Genomic DNA, 20202 nt, shown 5'->3' on the forward strand with positions numbered 1-20202 from the left:
TTTAAAGTCAATAAATGCATCCTAAAATTATTATGTTCATAAAAATAGAGCTAAAAAATTAGCTCTATTTTTTATTAAGTTTTCAAATTTATTTAATTTAATATTGACTTTTTAATTGAAAACAATTATCATCATATTAGAGCAAATGATAATTAATATCATTCCACTTAGCTCATAAGTAAGCCTATATTTTAAAATATTGTATATTTCCTAAAACAAACAAATTTCAAAAAGGACTGTCCCCCAATTTATCAATTGTAACAGTCCTTTTTGTTATTCATCATTTAATTTATAACCTACACCAATTTCAGTTATTATATATTCAGGATTTGCTGGCTCTTTTTCTATTTTTCGTCTTAGTGTTGCCATAAATACTCTTAATGATTTTATTTCACTACCAAGTGCACTTCCCCATATTTCTTTTGCAATAAAATTATGAGTTAAAACTTTTCCATGATATTTTACAAGCAATGATAGTATATCATATTCACTAGGTGTTAAATGTATTTCTTCACCATCAACACTAACCTTTCTTTTTTCAAAGTCTATAAATAAACCTTTATGTTCAAAATCAGTCTTTGAGTTTACCTTTGGTTTATTTTTTTCAGAGTGTCTAATAGCTACCCTAACTCTTGCTAGTAATTCTGCTATTGAAAATGGCTTAGTTATATAATCATCAGCTCCCATATCAAATGCTTCTACTTTTTCTCGATCTTGTTCTCTTGCTGATACTACAATTATAGGAACATCAGATAAGTTTCTTATATTTTTTATTACATCTATTCCATCCATGTCTCCTAATCCTAAGTCTAACAATATAACATCAGGAGAATGTGACATAGCTAGTGATATTCCCTCTTTTCCGTTTATTGCCTCTTTTATTATATATCCTTGAGTTGAAAGAGATGCATTTATAAATTTACGAATTGTATCATCATCTTCAACAATTAAAATACTATGCTTATTCATATTGTCCCCCATTTAATTAATCTTCCTTAGGTAATGTAAATTTGAAAGTTGCACCTTTATCTAAGTTATTTTTAACGCTTATTTCGCCTTTATGAGCATTTATTATTGACTTACAAATTGATAACCCAAGACCTACTCCTTTTCTTGAATCTGAATAGTTTAATTCTCCAGTAAAAAATCTATCAAATATGCTATCTATTACTTTCTCATTAATTCCAGGCCCATTATCTGTAAATTCAAAAGCTACATTATTACCTAATTCATATACACTTATTTTAATTTCACATGCTCCATTTGAATACTTTATAGCATTATCAATTAAGTTTATAAAAACTTGCTCTATAAGCTTTGCATCCATTGGCACAAAGAGTATTTTATCTGGCATTTCTATTTTAATTTTTATATCTTGGATTCTCTTTTTTATATGAGATAAAGATTGTGATATAACCTCTTCAACTATTTCTGGATTTTTAGTTACCTCAAGTTTTCCTTCATCTATCCTAGTCATACTAAGTAAATTCTCGACTAGTCTAATTAACCATTGTGTATCTTCAAATACTCCATTTAACAGTTCATCAATAATACTTTCATCTATTAAGTTTTTATTTTTAATTATAGTACTCACAGCGCCACTTATTCCAGCAAGTGGTGTTCTTAAATCATGAGAAATCGCTCGTAATAAACTACTTCTTAATCGTTCACTTTCTATTTCAAGACTAGCTTCTTTTTGAACTTCTGATAAAATTTCTCTTTCTAGTGCTATAGCCATTTGAGCAATTACTGCTTCAATTAGGCATATATCTTCATTATCAAGTTTTTTATCAATACAAGCTACTCCTATCACTCCTAGCGTTTCGCTCATACCAATTATAGGCATATAGAATCCATTTGACCCTGGCAAAGTATCTGTGCCTGTACCTGCTATAGAATTATTATTAAAAGCCCAAGTTGCAACAGCTTTTTCGGAATCATTTATAAAAAATTCTTCATCTTGTTTGTTTTTTATATTTTTATAAAGATTTAACTGCTTTTTATTTTTATCAATCGCATAGCATGCAACATTTTTATTTAATCCTATTGATAAAAGCTCTAAACCAGTATTTATAATATCTTCTTTATTTGATAATCTTAAAAAACTTCTTCCAACTTTATATAGCATCTGTGTATTTTGCTCACGCTTTGAATAAATTTCTACTTGCTGCTTTATTCTTGATGTAAGTGATGACGTTATTATTCCAACTATACAAAATACAAATAAAGTAATTATATAGTTAGTATCATCTATATCTAGTGTATATAGTGGACTTGTAAATAAATAATTTAATAGAATTATATTTAAAATAGAGCTTATTATACCTGTTCCATATCCATTTGTAAATACAGATATTAATGCTATATCGAGCATATACATTAAATATATATTTTCTTGAATAAACCCAGCATTTTTTAATATATGTGCAATGAGCGTTGTTATTGTAGTTATAATAACTATTTTAAATATATCTATTCCACTAATTTTAAATTTAGAAATAAATCCATTTTGTTTTTTAGGTCTATAATGTCTGCTTTTTTCCCCTTTATATGGTATTACATGCACATCTATATGATCAGCCTCATCAATTAATTTATCTACTACATCTCTTTTTACAAACCTCGAAAATACACTATGTTTTCTATGATTTCTTCCAATTATAATTTTGGTTACATTTCTCATTTTAGAATACCTTAGTATATCTTCTACCATATTATCTCCATGCAATAATACAACTTCTGCACCTAGCTTTTTTGCAAGTTCTAAATTAGACTCTAGTTGAGATTTTGCTTCTTTGGATAATTCTTCTTTGTTGGGGTCTTTTATATAAATAGCAATTACCCTTGATAGTGATGATTGAGAGATTCTAGATGCGGTTCTTATTAACTTAGCAGTAGATGGTGATGGAGATATGCAAACAAGAATAGTCTCGCTCGTTGGCAACACTTCTACTCCACCTTTTGATAATCTGGTTATTTCAACTTCTTTATTAACTTTTTCAGCTGTTTTTCTTAAAGCTAATTCTCTTAATGCTACTAAGTTTTCCTTTACAAAGAAATTTTCTTGTGCCTTTACAGCTTGTTCTTTTTTATATATTTTACCTTGGTTAAACCTTTCTAACAAAACATCTGGCTCTACATCTATAAGCTCTAATTGTGATGAAATATCAATTAACTTATCAGGTATAGTTTCTTTAACTGAAACATTAGCTACAATTTCAATTATATCGTTTAAGCTTTCTAAATGTTGTACATTTACAGTTGTATATACATCTATTCCGGCTATTAACAGTTCCTCTATATCTTGCCATCTTTTGCTGTGCCTACAACCCTTAGCATTCGTGTGTGCTAACTCATCTACTAGTATAACCTCTGGTTTTCTTTTAAGTGCTAAATCTAAGTTAAATTCTTTTAAATCTATAGTTTTATACTTTATATATTTTAATTCAAGTACCTCTAACCCCTCTAGAAGAGCTAGTGTTTCTTTTCTAGAGTGAGGTTCTATATATCCAACTACTACGTCTACTCCACTTTCCTTTAAACTATGTGCAGACTCAAGCATGGAGTATGTTTTGCCTACTCCTGCTGCATATCCAAAGAAAATTTTTAATTGACCTCTTTTTTGTTTTTTTTCTTCTTTATTTATTTTATTTAATAAACTTTCCGGATCTGGTCTATTCATAAATCCCCCTACTAATTATTTAATTTTCTCCAAATCTAGATTAAGCTGTAATACATTTACTGTAGGTTCTCCAAACATACCTATAAGCTTAGAATTTGTATTTTTATCTATAAGTTCTAATAATTTTTCTTTAGAAACTTTACTATACTTAGAAACTCTATCAACTTGGTATTTAGCTCCTCTTACTGATATATCTGGGTCTAGCCCACTTGCTGATGCAGTTACTAAATCTACAGGAATTTTCTCTGTATTTTTTTCATCATATTTTTTGTACATTTTTATTCTTTCATTTAATACTTTATCAAATGCTTCTCCAGTTGGAGACATATTACTTCCAGAAGACCCTAACGGATTGTATGGATAATCTTGAGTTTCTGATGGTCTTGACCAGAAATATTTTGGGTCTGTAAAGTTTTGCCCAATAAGCTTTGATCCTACCATTTTATCATTTTCTTCAATTATACTACCATTTGCTTTATTTGGTACAAATATTTGAGCAAAAGCAGTTATTGTTAATGGATATATAATCCCAGTTATGACTGTCATAATTAAAAGTATTAATGATGCTCTTTTTATATATTTCATATCTCAATCTCCTTATAATATTATAAAATTGTACCTATAATCATGTCTATAATTTTTATACATATAAATGGTGTTATAATCCCACCTACACCATATATCATTAAATTTCTTGATAAAAGTTTACTTGCAGGCAATTCTCTATATTTAACTCCTTTAAGTGCAAGTGGCACTAATGCAATTATTATAATCGCATTATATATAACCGCACTCATTATAGCACTTTCAGGGCTATTAAGATTCATTATATTTAACTTATCCAATTGTGGATAAACTCCTAAAAATAATGGTGGTATTATTGCAAAGTACTTAGCGATATCATTTGCAATACTAAAAGTCGTAAGGGCTCCTCTTGTCATAAGCAGCTGTTTACCTATTTTTACTATTTCTATTAATTTAGTTGGACTAGAATCTAAATCTACCATGTTTCCTGCTTCTTTTGCAGCCTGTGTACCTGTATTCATAGCAACAGCAACATCTGCTTGGGCAAGTGCAGGAGCATCGTTACTCCCATCCCCCGTCATAGCTACCAAATGACCTTTTCTTTGGTACTCATGAATTAAATCAAGTTTAGCTTTAGGAGTTGCCTCTGCTAAAAAATCATCAACTCCGGCTTCAGCTGCTATTGCTGCCGCTGTTAAAGGATTATCTCCTGTTATCATTATTGTCTTTATTCCCATCTTTCTTAAATCATTGAATTTTTCATATACTCCCTTTTTAAGAATATCTTTTAAATATATAACCCCTAATACCCTATTGTTTTTACAAACAACTAAAGGAGTCCCACCTTTTTTTGAAATTTCCTCAACAATTTCATCACATTCCTTAGGATATTTTCCACCCTGTTCTTCTACAAATTGTTTTATAGCACTTGCTGCACCTTTTCTTATTTTATCTTCGGTTAGATTAGCTCCACTCATTCTAGTCTTTGCTGAAAAAGGTACAAATTCTATATCATTATTTGATAAATCATTATCATCCAATGAATACATATTTTTTGCAAGCACAACTATACTTCTTCCTTCAGGAGTTTCATCTAATACAGAACTCAATTTTGCACAATCCACAAACTCTTCCATATCTACATGTTTAAGAGGTATAAAATCACTTGCTTGTCTATTTCCATGAGTTATAGTACCTGTTTTATCTAAAAGTAGCACATCTACATCTCCAGCTGCTTCTATAGCTCTTCCTGATGTTGCTAAAACATTTTTATTATTTAATCTACTCATTCCTGCAATTCCAATTGAAGAAAGCAAACCTCCAATAGTCGTTGGGGCTAAACAAACTAATAAAGCTACCAGTGAAGTTATAGAAACTACAGTCCCTGCCCCATTTTGTTTTACTGCAAAGTAACTAAATGGATATAAAGTTACTGTTACTATTAAAAATATTGAAGTTAATGCAATTAATAATGTTTGTAAAGCTATTTCATTTGGTGTTTTTTTCCTTTTAGCTCCTTCTACCATAGCAATCATTTTATCTAAAAAACTTTCACCTGGACTTGATGTTACTTCAACTATTAAATAATCAGAAACTACTGTAGTTCCACCTGTCACTGCACATCTATCCCCACCTGATTCTCTTATAACTGGAGCACTCTCTCCAGTTATAGCACTTTCATCTACTGAAGCAACGCCTTCTATAACATCTCCATCTGCAGGAACTTGCTCATTTGCATCAACTAAAACTATATCTCCTTTTTTTAATAAGCTTGATTGTATCATTTCAAAATCACTATTTTTGTCGCAAGATTTTAGCTTTTTAGCTAATACATCTTTCTTTGCAGCTCTTAAACTACTAGCCTGAGCTTTACCTCTTCCTTCTGCTATAGCTTCTGCAAAGTTTGCAAATAATACTGTAGACCATAAGAAAATACTTATCATTAAATCAAATGATGTGTTATCATTCGTCATATTAAAAAATGACATAATAGTCATTAAACTAGTAATTATTGATCCTATATATACTACAAACATAACTGGATTTTTAAGCTGTACTTTAAAACTTAACTTTTTAATAGAATCTTTTATAGCATCTTTTAAAATATCTTTGCTTACAAAGCTTTTATTTGAATTACTCATAATAATATCTCCCTTATACTAAAGTTTAAAAAAACATATTCAAATGTTCTGCGATTGGTCCAAGAGCTAGTGATGGTAAAAAGCCTAATGCTCCTATCATAAGAACAACTCCAACTAATAAAAATACAAATAACATATTATTAGTTGCTAGTGTTCCTGCACTTTGTGGTACTATTTTTTTACTAGCTAATGATTGTGCTATTTTTATAATTAAAACTATTGGTATAAAACGAGCTAATATCATTATTAAACTTGTTAATATATTCATAAAACTATTGTTTACATAAAATCCTGCAAATGCACTTCCATTGTTATTTCCTGTAGAACTTAGTGCATATAAAATTTCTGTGAATCCATGTGGTCCATTATTAGTTAAGAAAAAGTCTATATTTGGAACCATACATGTTATAGCACTTCCAACTAATACTAATGCTGGGGTAGTTATTATTAAAATTGACGCCATTTTCATTTCAAATGGTTCTATTTTTTTGCCTAGATATTCTGGAGTTCTACCTACCATAAGCCCTGATATAAACACCGTAAGAATTACAAATGCAAGCATTCCATAAAGTCCACATCCAACTCCTCCAAATACAACCTCTCCTAATTGCATAAGTAATGTTAGAATCATTCCTCCCATTGGTGTAAAAGAGTCATGCATAGAGTTTACAGATCCATTTGATGCTGAAGTAGTTGTTACTCCCCATATAGCTGAATTTATTACTCCAAACCTAGCTTCTTTTCCTTCCATGTTTCCACCAGATTGATCAGATTTAAATTCGCTTGTTATATATTTATTATCTGCAAGCTCTGGAGTAGCTTTAAACTCAAAATACATTGCAGATGATATTGCTAGTGTGAATATAATCATCATTGCACATAAAATTACATTTCCTTGCTTTCTATCGTTTACCATCTCTCCAAATGTAAAGCATAATGCTGCAGGTATTAAAATTATAGAAACAACTTGTGCCATATTTGATAAGTAAGTTGGATTCTCAAATGGATATGCTGAATTTGTCCCAAAGAATCCACCTCCATTAGTTCCTAATTGTTTTATGGCAATTTGACTTGCTGCAGGCCCTCCTGGAATTATTTGATTATCTATTACACCTTTATTTTCTGTTTCTACACTCTGTACTAACTTAACTTCTTGATAAGGCTTTAAATTTTGTACTACGCCTTGTGTAGTTAAAAACATAGCTAAAACAAGTGAAAGTGGTAATAGTATATATAAAGTTGATTTAGTTAAATCTTTCCAAAAGTTTCCTATAGAGTTACATTTACTTCTTTTAAATCCTCTTATTAATACCATAAGTACACTTATTCCTACAGCTGCTGATAAAAAGTTTTGAACAGTTAATGCTATCATTTGAGTTAAATAGCTTAAAGTACTTTCTCCACTATAAGCTTGCCAGTTTGTATTTGTAACAAAACTTGTAGCTGTATTAAAAGCTAATTTCCAATCTATATTTTTTAGTTTTTCTGGATTTAATGGAAGTATATATTGAATCATTTGCAATAAGAATACAAATATTAAGCTTATTAAACTAAATGAAATAACACTTAATATATATTCTTTCCCATTCATTTCTTCATCTTTTTTTACATTTAATACTTTATATATAAACTTTTCAATCGGTGATACTATCCTAGTTAAAAACACCTTTTCATCTTTAAATACTTTCGATATATAAATACCTAAAGGTTTTGCTAGTAATATAACTACTGCAATAAAAACAAATACTTGAATTACAATACTCATCTTCATAATCTCCTCCTAAATTTTCTATATACTCATTTTATGTGTTTTGATATAAAGTGGAGGTTAAGATAATTATTGCTGTATTAAGATTGTATAAAGATTAAAAAGCAAACAAATTTGAATTAAACCAAAAAAAAGGTTACCTAATTTATTAGATAACCTTTTAAAATACTATTTACTATTTTACATATACGTTAGATACATATCCAATATGTCCATTAAACTTTATTTTATGCCAATCAAACTTAGTATCTAAAACTTCAACTTTTTCTCCCTTTGATAAGTAACCGATTGTGTTAAACATACTACCTCTTCCGTTTCTTACACAAACTCCATCAGATAAAGCTATAGCTACATTTTTATTAACTTTAAGCCCTTTTTCATCTTTAAATCCTAAATTAGAAATAACTCCGTCAACTATACCATTAGCTATCTTTTCTTGATATTCATTAGTTGTTAACTTATTTCCTTCATCCTCATTTGATATAAACCCACACTCTACAAGTACTGCTGGAGCTTCATTGTCTCTTAAAACTTGTAAGTTTCCTTTTTTAGCCCCTCTATTAAGTCCATTAGTGCTACTTAATAAACTTTTTTGAACTACATCTGCAAACTCTTTATTTTCATCGTTATAATAAAAAGTTTCTATCCCTTTTGTAGTTGTATCTTCTGCTGCATTTTGATGAATAGATACAAACATGTCAACATCTGCTAAGTTTGACTTATTTGTTCTTTCTCTTAGTGAAACATATTCATCACTTTTTCTACTAGTCATAACATCTATTCCACGTTTTTCTAGCTTTGCTTCAACTTTATTAGCTATTTGAAGATTTAAATTATCTTCGATTCTATTATTATAAGCAGATCCATTATCATTTCCACCATGGCCTGCATCTATGAACACCTTATAATTATTTGCGTGAGAAACTGTCATTGTCGACATAAATGCTGTTGATAAAACTACAGCTACTACACTTCTTCTTATTGTCGTAATTTTCAAAATATTCCTCCTTTTTAACTTTTGTGTAATTTTTACTACACAAACTATTATACATAATTTTTCATTTTTTTCAACACCCTTATTTTTTTTGACATTTTATGATCCCTTACCCAAATTTTATAAAATTAATAATTAAAATAAAAAAGGTGCATTCAAGTTAAATTGAATTCACCTTTTTTATTTTAATTATTAATCACAATCACATCCAGATTCTTCAGAATCATCATCACAGTTATCCCAAGGTATCAATACTGGCGGTTTATCTCTTTTCTTTAAACAATTAACAGTTTTTTCAAATGATTTTTCTAGTTCATTAGCTAATACATTTATATCATTTTGTTTACCTTGAGCATCTTTTATATCCTTAATAGCTGCATTTTGTGCTGGAACAGCTTTTTCTAATTCATCCATTATAGATTTTAAGTCACAAGCTGCTTGCGCTAATGCAGCTTCTATTTCTCCCAAATTATTTGCTAAGCTTCCAACATTATCATTAATTGCAACTAGTGCTGATTTTACTTCTTTTTGGTTTTCTTTAGCATTTTTTAAATCATTTCCTAATTCTTCATTTCTTAATTTGATACTATCTATAATATTTTCTGTTCTCTCTATATCCTTTTTGCAGTTTTCTCCACCACATCCATGATCCTTACATTTGTAATAACATATATTTTCCCATTTATTTGCATTTTCACATTCATTCCAACCATTTTGTTTATAGCTCATCTTTACAATCCCCCTTACAAATTTTTAAGCTTTTAGCCTGTAATCCATATTATGCCTAACACATACTTTTGTTTACTTTTTGATGTCACAAAAAAGGAATGTAAATAAATTTACATTCCTAAAAATACTATATAACTAGCAACCGCAACCCCAGTCTGGTTTTTCCTCATCACAATCATCCAAAGGTATTAATATTGGATTTCCGTCTTTTTCTTTTAAACATTCTACTGTACCATCAAAAGCATATTCTAAATTGTCTATTAAATCTTTTAAATCTTTTTGCTTATCTTGAGCATCTTTTATATCTTCTAATGCTGCATTTTGTGCTGGTATAGCATTATCTAAATCTTTTATTATGCAATTTAAGGTCTTTACAGCATTAATTAAAGCATCTTCTATATGTCCTATATCTTTAACTAAATTAGCTACATTATCATCTATATTATCTAAAGCTGATTTAACAACTTTTTGATTTTGCTTAGCGTCTTTTAAGTCTTTGCCTAATAAATTGTTTTTAGCTCTTATATCATCTATAAGACATTTTGTTCTAGCTATTTCTTTATTACAATTTTTAGAGCATCCATTTTTACATTTATAGTAGCATACGTTGTCCCATTTATTACTTTCGCAGTTATTCCACATATTCTTTTTACAACTCATAGATAAATACACACCCTTTTATTTATTCTACAGATTTTTCATCTGTAATATATAATATGCCTAAATAATATACTTGTTAACATTTTCTTCTATTTTAAAACAAAAAAATAGAAGCTATCTAAGCTTCTATTTCACTATTTATATCTATATTTAAAATCTGATTAATTATATACATACATCCCTTAAAACCAATATAAGGTGTATCAATACATTCATCAACTAAATCTAAACTGGTACTGCTTATTTGTAAATCTTTCTTAGATTTATGTCTCATATCAATACTAACCCTATCCCCTAAAAGTATCAATAGTTCTTTATCATTTAAATATTTGGTTGTTTCTAGATATAATTTCTCATTTACAATGTTTGCATCATCACAAGTCTTATAAATAATTTCTTTTTTATCAACATTAAATCCTAGTTCTTTTAGCATTTCACTAATTCCTAGAACAGTATCAAAATCCCCAAATATAGCACAGTCTTTACTTCCTTTATAAAAATAAAATTTCTTTTTTACTTGAAGCAATCTCTTTTTTACTTGGGTCATTTCATCATTGTATTTTTCTTCATCTAATTCATATCCATCTATTTTTTTTATGGATTCTATGAATTTTATAACATTTTTAAATCCATATAAATTTATATAAACATATGGTATTCCATACTCTTCTTCCATATATTTAGCAGCTTTTAATGCTTCTTTTCTAGCTACTATATTTAATGATGCCTTTGATGCATTTTCTATTTGTTCAATACTAGAGTTAACTGTAAACATAGTGTTTACTTCTTTATTAAATAGCTCTTTCATTATCCTTTGTAACTCTTTTATATCTGCTAAATAATTGTATTTATCAACACTAAATCCCATTATGTTATATTTATTCATGTCTTTTTCATTATGCTTTACTATTTTTTTAGCTAAAAATTCTAATGCAAATTCTCGTCCTATATTATAGTCATAATTTAAATTGCTCATATTTATAGGTAGTAACTTGCAATTTGCAACACCCTTTAAATCTTTGCATAAATCTAATATCTTTTCACCAATCATACATGGCTGAGAAGATTCTACAATAAAAATATATTTAGGCTTAATATCATTATCTAAATTTATAATAGCATCTTTCAATTTTCTAAATACATTGCAAACATTTTCTTCTTCATCAATATGTATAGAATATATCTTGCATTTATTCTCATTGCATATTTTGTTTATATTTTCTACAAAATGATGAGTCTTTATATGCGTTCCAAATTCAATTACACATATATCACTTATACACGATAGCGTCCATATTATTCCTATTTTATCATCAGGTATTTTTAAATATTTAAATTCTTCATCCATAATATAATTCCTCCAATGGTGCCAACATCAAATTTTTATCCAATCACTAAAACTCAGATTGTATAAATAAGTTAAAAGCTATTTTTAGCTTACATATTGGAATTCCATTTTGGAAAAGATTTATTTTAAATAATTTATATACTATTTAGTTTTTTAACTCTACTATATAATTTTATTAAATCATTTAAATATTTACAATTTCAAAAGCAATAATTGGATTGTCCCATATATAAGCTTTTACATTTAACATTACTTATTTAAACGTTTATTTTTGTTTATACCCATTTTTTTTTGTTCAAATCATATTTTTTTATTTTTTTAAATTAATTTTTAAAGCTTTCTAAATAAGCACATAATTTTTTAAATTCATCTATATCTTTTATATCCTGAAGTTCAGCAATTCCAATCATATAGTGACTATATATGTGGTATAAAAACTGAACTTTATGCATTTCACATCTTTCAAATCCAGACTTAAAGGAGTATGAATATGGTAAAAAATCATCTACGTTGTTTTCAAAATATTTAATCTTAGCAAAGCAAAGTTTATGTATTTGAAACACCATAGCAAGCGCAGAATGTTTTTCCACAAATTTCTGTGAAAAGTATTCAATAGGTTGATACTTTCCTTTTGGGTGTATATACTCCCAATTACAATTAGAGTTTAAATGTAGTCTATATTCTTGTATAACCTTTTTCTTTTGTTCTTCTAATCTGCAATCCATTGAATTTAAATTCACAATAATCCCCCCCTTTTCTTCTATTATATCAAGTTGATTTGTATTTATGAACGATAGTCTCTTAGTATAGTTTTTTTCTATTAAAGTACTTATATAAATCATTAAATACTATTATCTATTTTTATAATAAAATGTGAAAATTGTAATATTTTAAAAATAAAAAGGTAGTGATTAAAAATTTTAATCACTACCTTTTTATTTTACACCCACTAAAATTTATTTAAAACTTTCCTCTACGGCAACTGCAATTGCAACTGTAGCCCCTACCATAGGATTATTTCCCATACCTATAAGTCCCATCATCTCAACATGAGCTGGTACAGATGAAGATCCAGCAAATTGTGCATCAGAATGCATTCTTCCCATAGTATCAGTCATACCATAAGATGCCGGTCCAGCACCCATATTATCAGGATGAAGAGTTCTTCCTGTTCCTCCTCCTGAAGCTACTGAAAAATATTTTTTCCCCTCTTGGTAGCACTCTTTTTTATAAGTTCCTGCTACTGGATGTTGGAATCTTGTTGGATTAGTTGAGTTACCAGTTATAGATACATCCACTCCCTCATGGTGCATAATTGCAACTCCTTCTCTAACATCATCACATCCATAACATTTAACTTTACTTCTTTCACCCTTTGAAAAAGCCTTCTCTTTTACTACTTTTAATTCACCTGTATAATAATCAAACTCAGTTTGTACATATGTAAATCCATTTATTCTTGATATTATATATGCTGCATCTTTTCCAAGTCCGTTGAGTATAACTCTTAAATCTTCTTTTCTAACTTTATTAGCTTTTTCAGCTATTTTTATAGCACCTTCAGCTGCTGCAAAAGACTCGTGGCCTGCTAAAAACGCAAAACATTTAGTTTCATCTCTTAAAAGCATTCCACCTAAGTTTCCATGTCCTAGACCAACTTTTCTATCATCTGCAACAGAACCTGGAATACAAAACGCTTGTAATCCTTCTCCTATTGCTTCTGCTGCTTCTGCTGCTTTTTTGCACTCTTTTTTTATAGCTATAGCTGCTCCTACTGTATATGCCCAGCATGCATTTTCAAAAGCTATGTTTTGAGTATCTTTAACTATTTGATAAGGATCAAATCCTTTTGATTTACAAAGTTCTCTACATTCTTCTATAGAATTAATTCCGTATTTTTCTAATACTGGAGTTATTTGATTTATTCTTCTTTCATAACTTTCAAATAAAGCCATTATAGTTCACCTTCCTTATTATTTATTCATGTCTTGGGTCAACAAATTTAGCACCTTCATCAAATCTACCATAGTTAGACTTAGATTTTTCTAGAGCTTCATTTGCTTCAATTCCCTTAGCCACCATTTCCATCATTTTTCCTAGGTGAACATATTCATATCCTATTATTTCATTATCTTCATCTAATGCTAATTTAGTAATATATCCTTCTGCCATTTCTAAATATCTAGGTCCTTTTTCAAGACTTCCATACATAGTTCCAACTTGACTTCTAAGTCCTTTTCCAAGGTCTTCAAGTCCAGCTCCTACAGGTAATCCACCTTCTGAAAATGCAGTTTGGCTTCTACCATATACTATTTGTAAAAACAGTTCTCTCATAGCAGTATTTATAGCATCACATACTAAGTCTGTATTTAATGCTTCTAATATAGTTTTGCCTGGAAGAATTTCAGACGCCATTGCTGCTGAATGTGTCATACCTGAACATCCTATTGTTTCAACTAAGGCTTCTTGAATTATACCCTCTTTAACATTTAGTGTCAGTTTACATGCTCCTTGTTGAGGCGCACACCATCCTACACCATGTGTTAATCCTGATATATCTGTAATTTGAGTTGCTTTCACCCATTTACCTTCTTCTGGTATTGGAGCTGGTCCATGGTTTGGTCCTTTGTTTATTTTACACATATTTGTGATTTCTGTTGTGTAAATCATAAGAAATCTCCTTCCTTGGTGTAATTTTTCTCTTCTTATAAATCATCCACATCTTGTATCGGTCTAATAGCTTCTCCTTTAGGACATCCTGTATAGTGTCCATCGGGATCTGAATTGCTAGTACTTTCACTTAATATAGAGTTTACAACAGAGTTAATTCTTTTCTCTTTTTTTTGTAAGTTTTCACTTTTAATATTTTTTTTGATATTGTTTTCCTTCATATTAAATCACCTCATACTTAGGATTTCCATCTAAACTAAATATTAAAAGTAAAATTTTTGAAAATTTATTATGAATTTATTATATGACTACGTTAAAATTAAATCAATATTAGACTTATAATACCTAATATTCTTATTTTTCTAACTTTTCTTTTTTACTCTTTATAACAAATCAAAAGCAACACTATATTTAAAATAGTGTTGCTCTTAATTAATACATTTTATTTATTAGCACTCGCAATTATCATTGTGACTACATTTATTTACATGATTACAATCGTGATTGCATTCATAGTTACACTCGTGATTACATCCATGATTTTCATTTAAACATGGTTTATACCCATAGTCAGCCATATTGCATCCAAAGTCGTCTTTATAGCAATCTTTATAGCATTTTACACTTGCTTCCATACAGTTCTTAGCTTCATTCATTAAAGATTCACCTTGTTTAGCTAATCTTCTATATTCTTCCCATAAACAATTTGCTCTTGCACATTCTTCTAGTGCTTGTTGTTTTAAACAATCAGCTCTTTGTTCTGCTTGTTTAGCTTGCTGAGCAACTCTACTAGCTTTGTTTATCATACAGTTAGCTTGTTCACATTTTTCATGAGCTAATTGTTGGTACTTACTACACTCACTACAGTCATTTAAACATTCCTCATTACAACCTGGATTACATTTATTAAACTTGTTTTTGTAGTTGCATGTCATAAATTTATTCACCCTTTTTTTGTTATTAAATGCGATATATAAATATCAGCATCTTAATAATATATATGCATGTTTTCTACAAAATGTTATACAAATAATCATTTTTTCATATTTATTTTTATAAAACTAGCTAATCTTGCATTTAATTTTCTTTACTAGGGTAAATATTTTCTCCCTCTTTTATATTTTTATTATTTGCAGATTTTATTATTTTATCTTTTTCTCCTACACCTTCAGTTATTACTGCAAATTCATTATTCGTCTCACCTGTTTTAACTTCTTGTTTATATACAATTCCATCTATTACCTTATAAACAAATCTTTTTTCATCCTGTTGTAACAATGCAGTATATGGAACTTTTATAGGATTATTAAGTACCTCTATAGTAGTTTGAACATGAAATCCATTTTTAATATTTTTTAAATCTTGGTTTTCTAAAAAATTAACCTTTATATCATAGTAAGATAAACCTTGCTTTGAATCCTTTTTTGATGTGATTTTATCGACTGAAGGTCGCTCCCCGATAAAAGTAACTTTTCCTTTTACCTTTTCTTTAGTAGAGTTTACCATTACTTGTACTTCTTGATTTAGATTTATTTTTGATAAATCCTGTTCACTAACTTGTCCTTTTACATAAAGATCTTCAGAGTCTAATGTCATAATTGGAGCAGGCTCATTTTCACTACTATTTTGATGGCTTATATACACCTTACCTGCAAAAGGAGCTTCCACTGAATAACTAGATTTATCTTCAATTATTTTTATCTTATCATTTAATTTAGCTATTTCTTCCTCCATGGTTTTCTTTAAAGTTTCATCTTGAATAACTTTTAGTTCCTCTTCTTTTGTTGTTAACTGTTCTTTTAAATTATCGATTTCCGGAGACACATTTTCATTTTTATAAGTAAATAATACCTGCCCTTGATCAACCTTTTGTCCATCTTCTACTGCTATATTTTCGATCTCTCCTTTACTAGGTTCTGCAAAAAAATCTTTTGATTTGCCTGGCATAACCTTTCCATCTATAATAATTTTTTCTTTTTCTGGAACATTGTATATTTCAGGAACTTGAGCTTTTTCATTTGCATTGCTCATACTGTTTTTTATTTTAATTCCAAAAAAAACCGCCATAAAAATAGCTATTACTATCACTCCACCTATAATAGCTTTCTTTTTATTTAGATTTATGCTTTTTTTCAAAGAAATCCCCCCAAAGTATATTTTGTCTTTTATATGTTTATTATATAGTAGTTTGGTATAATTTGTCATTCAAATTGTTCTCTAAATTAGGTTACAAGTTTTTAACTTTAATCACAAAAAAATGAGGATAAAATCCTCATTAATTTATGAACTCAGTATTTTCAACTCTCCATTTAATTAGGTTTATATATAACCAAAATCCATATATACCAAAAGTTATTATAGTTAGTATCCACCATTTTATATAATGCACAAATAAATCAGTTCCACTTCCTACAAATTGCAACCTTTTTCCATCTATTGTAGTGTTATCTATTTCCCATCTATACTTAATACACATAGCCCATGGAGTTGCTATTCCTATTGTAAAAAAAATTATAATTGCTGCTAAAATATTAACCCCTATAAACCCTAAAATATTACCTTCAAATCTTGATTTCATCTAATTTTCCTCCTTAGTTGTCTATGTATATATTATATACTTAGGTGAAATTATAGTCTATAAACTAAACTTTAAATAAATCTTAAATAAATCTTAAATTTAAAATTTTTTATGAATTATCTAAATTAACTCTATTTTTTACTTATATATATTTAATGGTATAATTCTTTTATACAAATTTACATAATTTCATTTAGGAGGTTTTCATGAAAGTAAAAACTATTTCACCATTTACGATATTATTATCTTCTATATCTGTTTTTATCTTTGGAATAGTAGTTCTTTTTAATATAAGTTTTATAAGTAATTTAACTTTAAATATGATATCAATATATCTTTTAATTATAGGAGTTTTACATATACTATCTTATATATTTAATAGAAAAAATACGATGTTAGGCAAATTTAGTTTAGGTATGTTATATATACTACTTTCACTATCTATAAATCTTCACCCTGAATTTTTTAGAGTTTCAGCAATTAGAATAATAGGTATATATGCATTATTAAACTTTTTAGCCCGAATTACTGCTGCTTTAATTTTATATAAAAACAAGGTAAAAGGATGGTTATCTGGGTTAATAGTAAGTGTTATATCATTAATTTTTAGTGTTGTACTTTTATTTCACCCACAAGAATACATGATGTTTGTTTCAAAGCTAGCAGGTATATATGTAATACTTTATTCACTTACTCTTTTAGCTGATTTTTTCAAAGAAATTTCTGATGAAAATATAGTTCCTGATAAACTCAAAAGAAAAGTTAGAATAGGATTGCCCCTACTTTATTCGGCATTTATACCTCAGCAACTTCTTGAAAAAGTAAATGAATTTGTTAAATTAGATTCTGATGAAGACACATTTATAGAAAATAAAGATGTTTTAAATGCAAGCAACCCTTATTCAACTGTTGATATATTTATACATCTTGCTCCAGATTGTGCAAACGGGTTTGGCCATATAGATATCTCATTCGAAAATACTACATACTCATATGGGACTTATGACAGTAGCTCTAATAGGTTATTTACACTTGTAAGTGATGGTGTTTTAATTGAAGTTGAAACTGATAAATATATCGAAATTTTAAATACGCAATTTAATAGATCATTAATTGGATTTACATTAGCTTTAACTAAAGATCAACATGAGTTAATAAAAAATAGAATAAATAAAATTAAATCTAATTGTTATTTGTGGAAATGTCCAGCTCAACTCAGTCCAAATGGGGATTATACAGATGAGACAAATATAATGTATCTTGACGCAAATTGTAAGTACTATAAATTTAAATCTGGATATTTTAAAACTTATTTTACTTTAACTGCAAATTGTGTTAGATTAGCTGATACAATTGTAGGTTCAGCTGGTCTAGATTTAATAGCAGTTAATGGTATTATAACTCCTGGAACTTATTATAATTATTTAGAAAATTTATTTAGAAGGAAAAATTCTATTGTAATAAAAAAGAAAATTTATAAAAAACATACAAATAATTAAAAATGAGTTATCTAATCCTTAGATAACTCATCTTTATATGAAAGCATACTACTTAAAAACACACTCAAACAAACAACACTAGTTACAGATATTAACATTGATGTTATCTTCGCAAGTACTGTAACAGGAATTATATCCCCATACCCAATAGTAGTAAAGGTTATTACCGTATAGTAAAATAAATCAAATTTATTATTAGCATTTAAAAATGCACCTTGTTCTAATCCATTAACTAAACAAACAATTAAATATAAATTTATAATTAACATTATCAATATAAGTATAGATGCAATAATAATCCTAGAATATCCGTTATCTTCTTTTTTTATAGATTTAATGTTTGAAGGATTTGCTATTAATGTTATTAATGTTTTTACATTTAAGTAGTAGCAAACTATCATCCCTATTAGCCCTATATATACTTGATTTGTAAACTCCTTTGGGAAAATTAAAGCTACAGTTAAATAACTGCTTATAAGAAAATAACTTAATATAAAATCTACTTTTAAATTTTTATGTTCCACATTATGGATAAAATTTTGAATTTTTAAACTCAGTGCCAATATATATCCTATAGCATAGTGTACTATAATAAGACAAATTATTGCTAAAGTAAGATTGAAAATCCACTCAATCTTACTATTTAATAAATTTATATGTAAATATTTAAAAATACCTGCATAAATCGTTATAAAGCTAGTCCCTTCAGCTACAACAATAAGAGTTGCTTGGATTATCCTTGTTAAAATAGCCTTATCTGTAAATATAATTTTATAAGTATAATTTATCTCTTTTATAGATTGTAAAATTGATACTTTTAATTTTTTATTAATTCTTCTATTCCTAGTTAATAAAATTCCTATAGTAATCATAGTAACTATAATAATTATAAAACTTCCCATATATTCTCCACCTTATAAATAATTCTATTATTAATATTACTTACTTTTGCTTTAATGTCAAATATTTATATCATTATTTTACATAGGTTATACACAAAATTAGTTAAGTACAATTTTCTTAAGCATAAAAAAATCGATTGCAATAAAGCAATCGATTTTTATTTTATTGTTCCTCAATTATTCCATATCCTAATCCATGTCTTTTATATACAGTGTTTATTTTATCAGTTTCTGAATTTCTAAACATATAGAAGTCATGTCCTAGCAATTCCATTTGAAGTATTGCTTCTTCACTACTCATAGGTTTTATTGAAAACTTTTTAACTCTTTCTATGTGAATATCTTTTTCATCTATATTACTTTCAAAATTATAATCTTCTATGTTTTCAAATCTTATACTTTGATGACTATTTTTTCTATTTTTTGATCTAGTTTTATACTTTCTAAGTTGTTTATATAACTTATCATAAACTCCATCTATAGCTGAGTATAAATCTTTTTGACCTTCTTCTGCTCTTATTATAGGTCCTTTTATTGGTAATACAGTTACTTCAACTGTTTGTTTTTCTTTTTCAGCGCTTATAGTAACTTTTACATCTGTATCTACGTTTAGGTACTGTTGTAATTTCTCCATCTTACTCTCAATCTTAGCGTTGATGCTTTCTGTTGGATTTATATTTTTACCGATTACTCTTATATTCATAAG

At 28.1% G+C, this 20202-nt stretch carries 19 protein-coding genes; 1 reads left to right on the forward strand and 18 read right to left on the reverse strand.

Going from position 1 to position 20202, the window contains the following annotated elements; translation table 11 throughout:
- Positions 1–273: 273 nt before the first annotated feature.
- From RWY47_RS15330 to RWY47_RS15405, 16 genes are all read right to left on the reverse strand, one after another.
- Positions 274–969 carry a response regulator transcription factor gene (locus RWY47_RS15330; protein WP_021429354.1) on the reverse strand — a complete coding sequence of 232 codons (696 nt, stop codon included), beginning with the start codon at positions 967–969 and terminating at the stop codon, positions 274–276.
- Positions 970–985: 16 nt separating this feature from the next.
- Positions 986–3682 carry a sensor histidine kinase gene (locus tag RWY47_RS15335; protein WP_150842328.1) on the reverse strand — a complete coding sequence of 899 codons (2697 nt, stop codon included), beginning with the start codon at positions 3680–3682 and terminating at the stop codon, positions 986–988.
- 15 nt (positions 3683–3697) lie between these two features.
- Complete coding sequence (gene kdpC / locus RWY47_RS15340) at positions 3698–4267, reverse strand: potassium-transporting ATPase subunit KdpC (protein WP_025162874.1); 570 nt, start codon at positions 4265–4267, stop codon at positions 3698–3700.
- Between the two features lie 20 nt (positions 4268–4287).
- Entirely contained in the window at positions 4288–6348 is a 2061-nt protein-coding gene (gene kdpB, locus RWY47_RS15345; protein ID WP_150842327.1) for a potassium-transporting ATPase subunit KdpB, read from the reverse strand.
- A gap of 25 nt (positions 6349–6373) precedes the next feature.
- The gene (kdpA, locus tag RWY47_RS15350; RefSeq protein WP_332840811.1) at positions 6374–8119 is read right to left on the reverse strand and encodes a potassium-transporting ATPase subunit KdpA; all 1746 of its coding nucleotides are present in this window, start codon (positions 8117–8119) and stop codon (positions 6374–6376) included.
- 172 nt (positions 8120–8291) lie between these two features.
- The gene (locus RWY47_RS15355; RefSeq protein WP_150842326.1) at positions 8292–9113 is read right to left on the reverse strand and encodes an N-acetylmuramoyl-L-alanine amidase; all 822 of its coding nucleotides are present in this window, start codon (positions 9111–9113) and stop codon (positions 8292–8294) included.
- Between the two features lie 189 nt (positions 9114–9302).
- On the reverse strand, positions 9303–9839 hold the full coding sequence (locus tag RWY47_RS15360) for a hypothetical protein (protein WP_150842325.1): 537 nt from the start codon (positions 9837–9839) through the stop codon (positions 9303–9305).
- A 135-nt stretch (positions 9840–9974) separates the two neighbouring features.
- Positions 9975–10499, reverse strand: coding sequence for a hypothetical protein (locus RWY47_RS15365; protein ID WP_150842324.1), 525 nt, complete (start codon positions 10497–10499; stop codon positions 9975–9977).
- Positions 10500–10617: 118 nt separating this feature from the next.
- Complete coding sequence (locus RWY47_RS15370) at positions 10618–11847, reverse strand: nitrogenase component 1 (protein WP_168931912.1); 1230 nt, start codon at positions 11845–11847, stop codon at positions 10618–10620.
- A 323-nt stretch (positions 11848–12170) separates the two neighbouring features.
- Positions 12171–12587 carry a hypothetical protein gene (locus RWY47_RS15375; protein WP_224170353.1) on the reverse strand — a complete coding sequence of 139 codons (417 nt, stop codon included), beginning with the start codon at positions 12585–12587 and terminating at the stop codon, positions 12171–12173.
- Between the two features lie 216 nt (positions 12588–12803).
- Positions 12804–13802, reverse strand: a complete 999-nt coding sequence (locus RWY47_RS15380) for a GGGtGRT protein (RefSeq protein WP_021429348.1) — start codon at positions 13800–13802, stop codon at positions 12804–12806.
- Positions 13803–13824: 22 nt separating this feature from the next.
- Entirely contained in the window at positions 13825–14517 is a 693-nt protein-coding gene (locus tag RWY47_RS15385) for an iron-sulfur cluster assembly scaffold protein (protein WP_150842322.1), read from the reverse strand.
- 35 nt (positions 14518–14552) lie between these two features.
- Positions 14553–14738 carry a hypothetical protein gene (locus RWY47_RS15390; protein WP_021429319.1) on the reverse strand — a complete coding sequence of 62 codons (186 nt, stop codon included), beginning with the start codon at positions 14736–14738 and terminating at the stop codon, positions 14553–14555.
- Between the two features lie 228 nt (positions 14739–14966).
- Entirely contained in the window at positions 14967–15452 is a 486-nt protein-coding gene (locus RWY47_RS15395) for a hypothetical protein (RefSeq protein WP_150842321.1), read from the reverse strand.
- A 142-nt stretch (positions 15453–15594) separates the two neighbouring features.
- Positions 15595–16653 (reverse strand): efflux RND transporter periplasmic adaptor subunit, encoded by a 1059-nt coding sequence (locus RWY47_RS15400; protein ID WP_168931915.1) that lies wholly within the window; start codon positions 16651–16653, stop codon positions 15595–15597.
- 139 nt (positions 16654–16792) lie between these two features.
- Positions 16793–17095: a hypothetical protein gene (locus RWY47_RS15405; protein WP_021429276.1), complete on the reverse strand. Its 303-nt coding sequence runs from the start codon at positions 17093–17095 to the stop codon at positions 16793–16795.
- Positions 17096–17301: 206 nt separating this feature from the next.
- Here RWY47_RS15405 and RWY47_RS15410 point away from each other — a divergent pair, with 206 nt between their 5' ends.
- Complete coding sequence (locus RWY47_RS15410) at positions 17302–18594, forward strand: HdeD family acid-resistance protein (RefSeq protein ID WP_168931917.1); 1293 nt, start codon at positions 17302–17304, stop codon at positions 18592–18594.
- Positions 18595–18605: 11 nt separating this feature from the next.
- On the opposite strand, the gene RWY47_RS15415 is transcribed toward RWY47_RS15410, so the two are convergent.
- Both RWY47_RS15415 and hpf read right to left on the reverse strand, forming a co-directional pair.
- Positions 18606–19496: a potassium channel family protein gene (locus RWY47_RS15415; protein WP_168931920.1), complete on the reverse strand. Its 891-nt coding sequence runs from the start codon at positions 19494–19496 to the stop codon at positions 18606–18608.
- Positions 19497–19659: 163 nt separating this feature from the next.
- Positions 19660–20199, reverse strand: a complete 540-nt coding sequence (gene hpf, locus RWY47_RS15420; protein WP_021431434.1) for a ribosome hibernation-promoting factor, HPF/YfiA family — start codon at positions 20197–20199, stop codon at positions 19660–19662.
- Positions 20200–20202 lie beyond the last annotated feature (3 nt).

The sequence above is a fragment of the Paraclostridium sp. MRS3W1 genome (genome assembly GCF_032465715.1).
GTDB lineage: Bacteria > Bacillota > Clostridia > Peptostreptococcales > Peptostreptococcaceae > Paraclostridium > Paraclostridium dentum.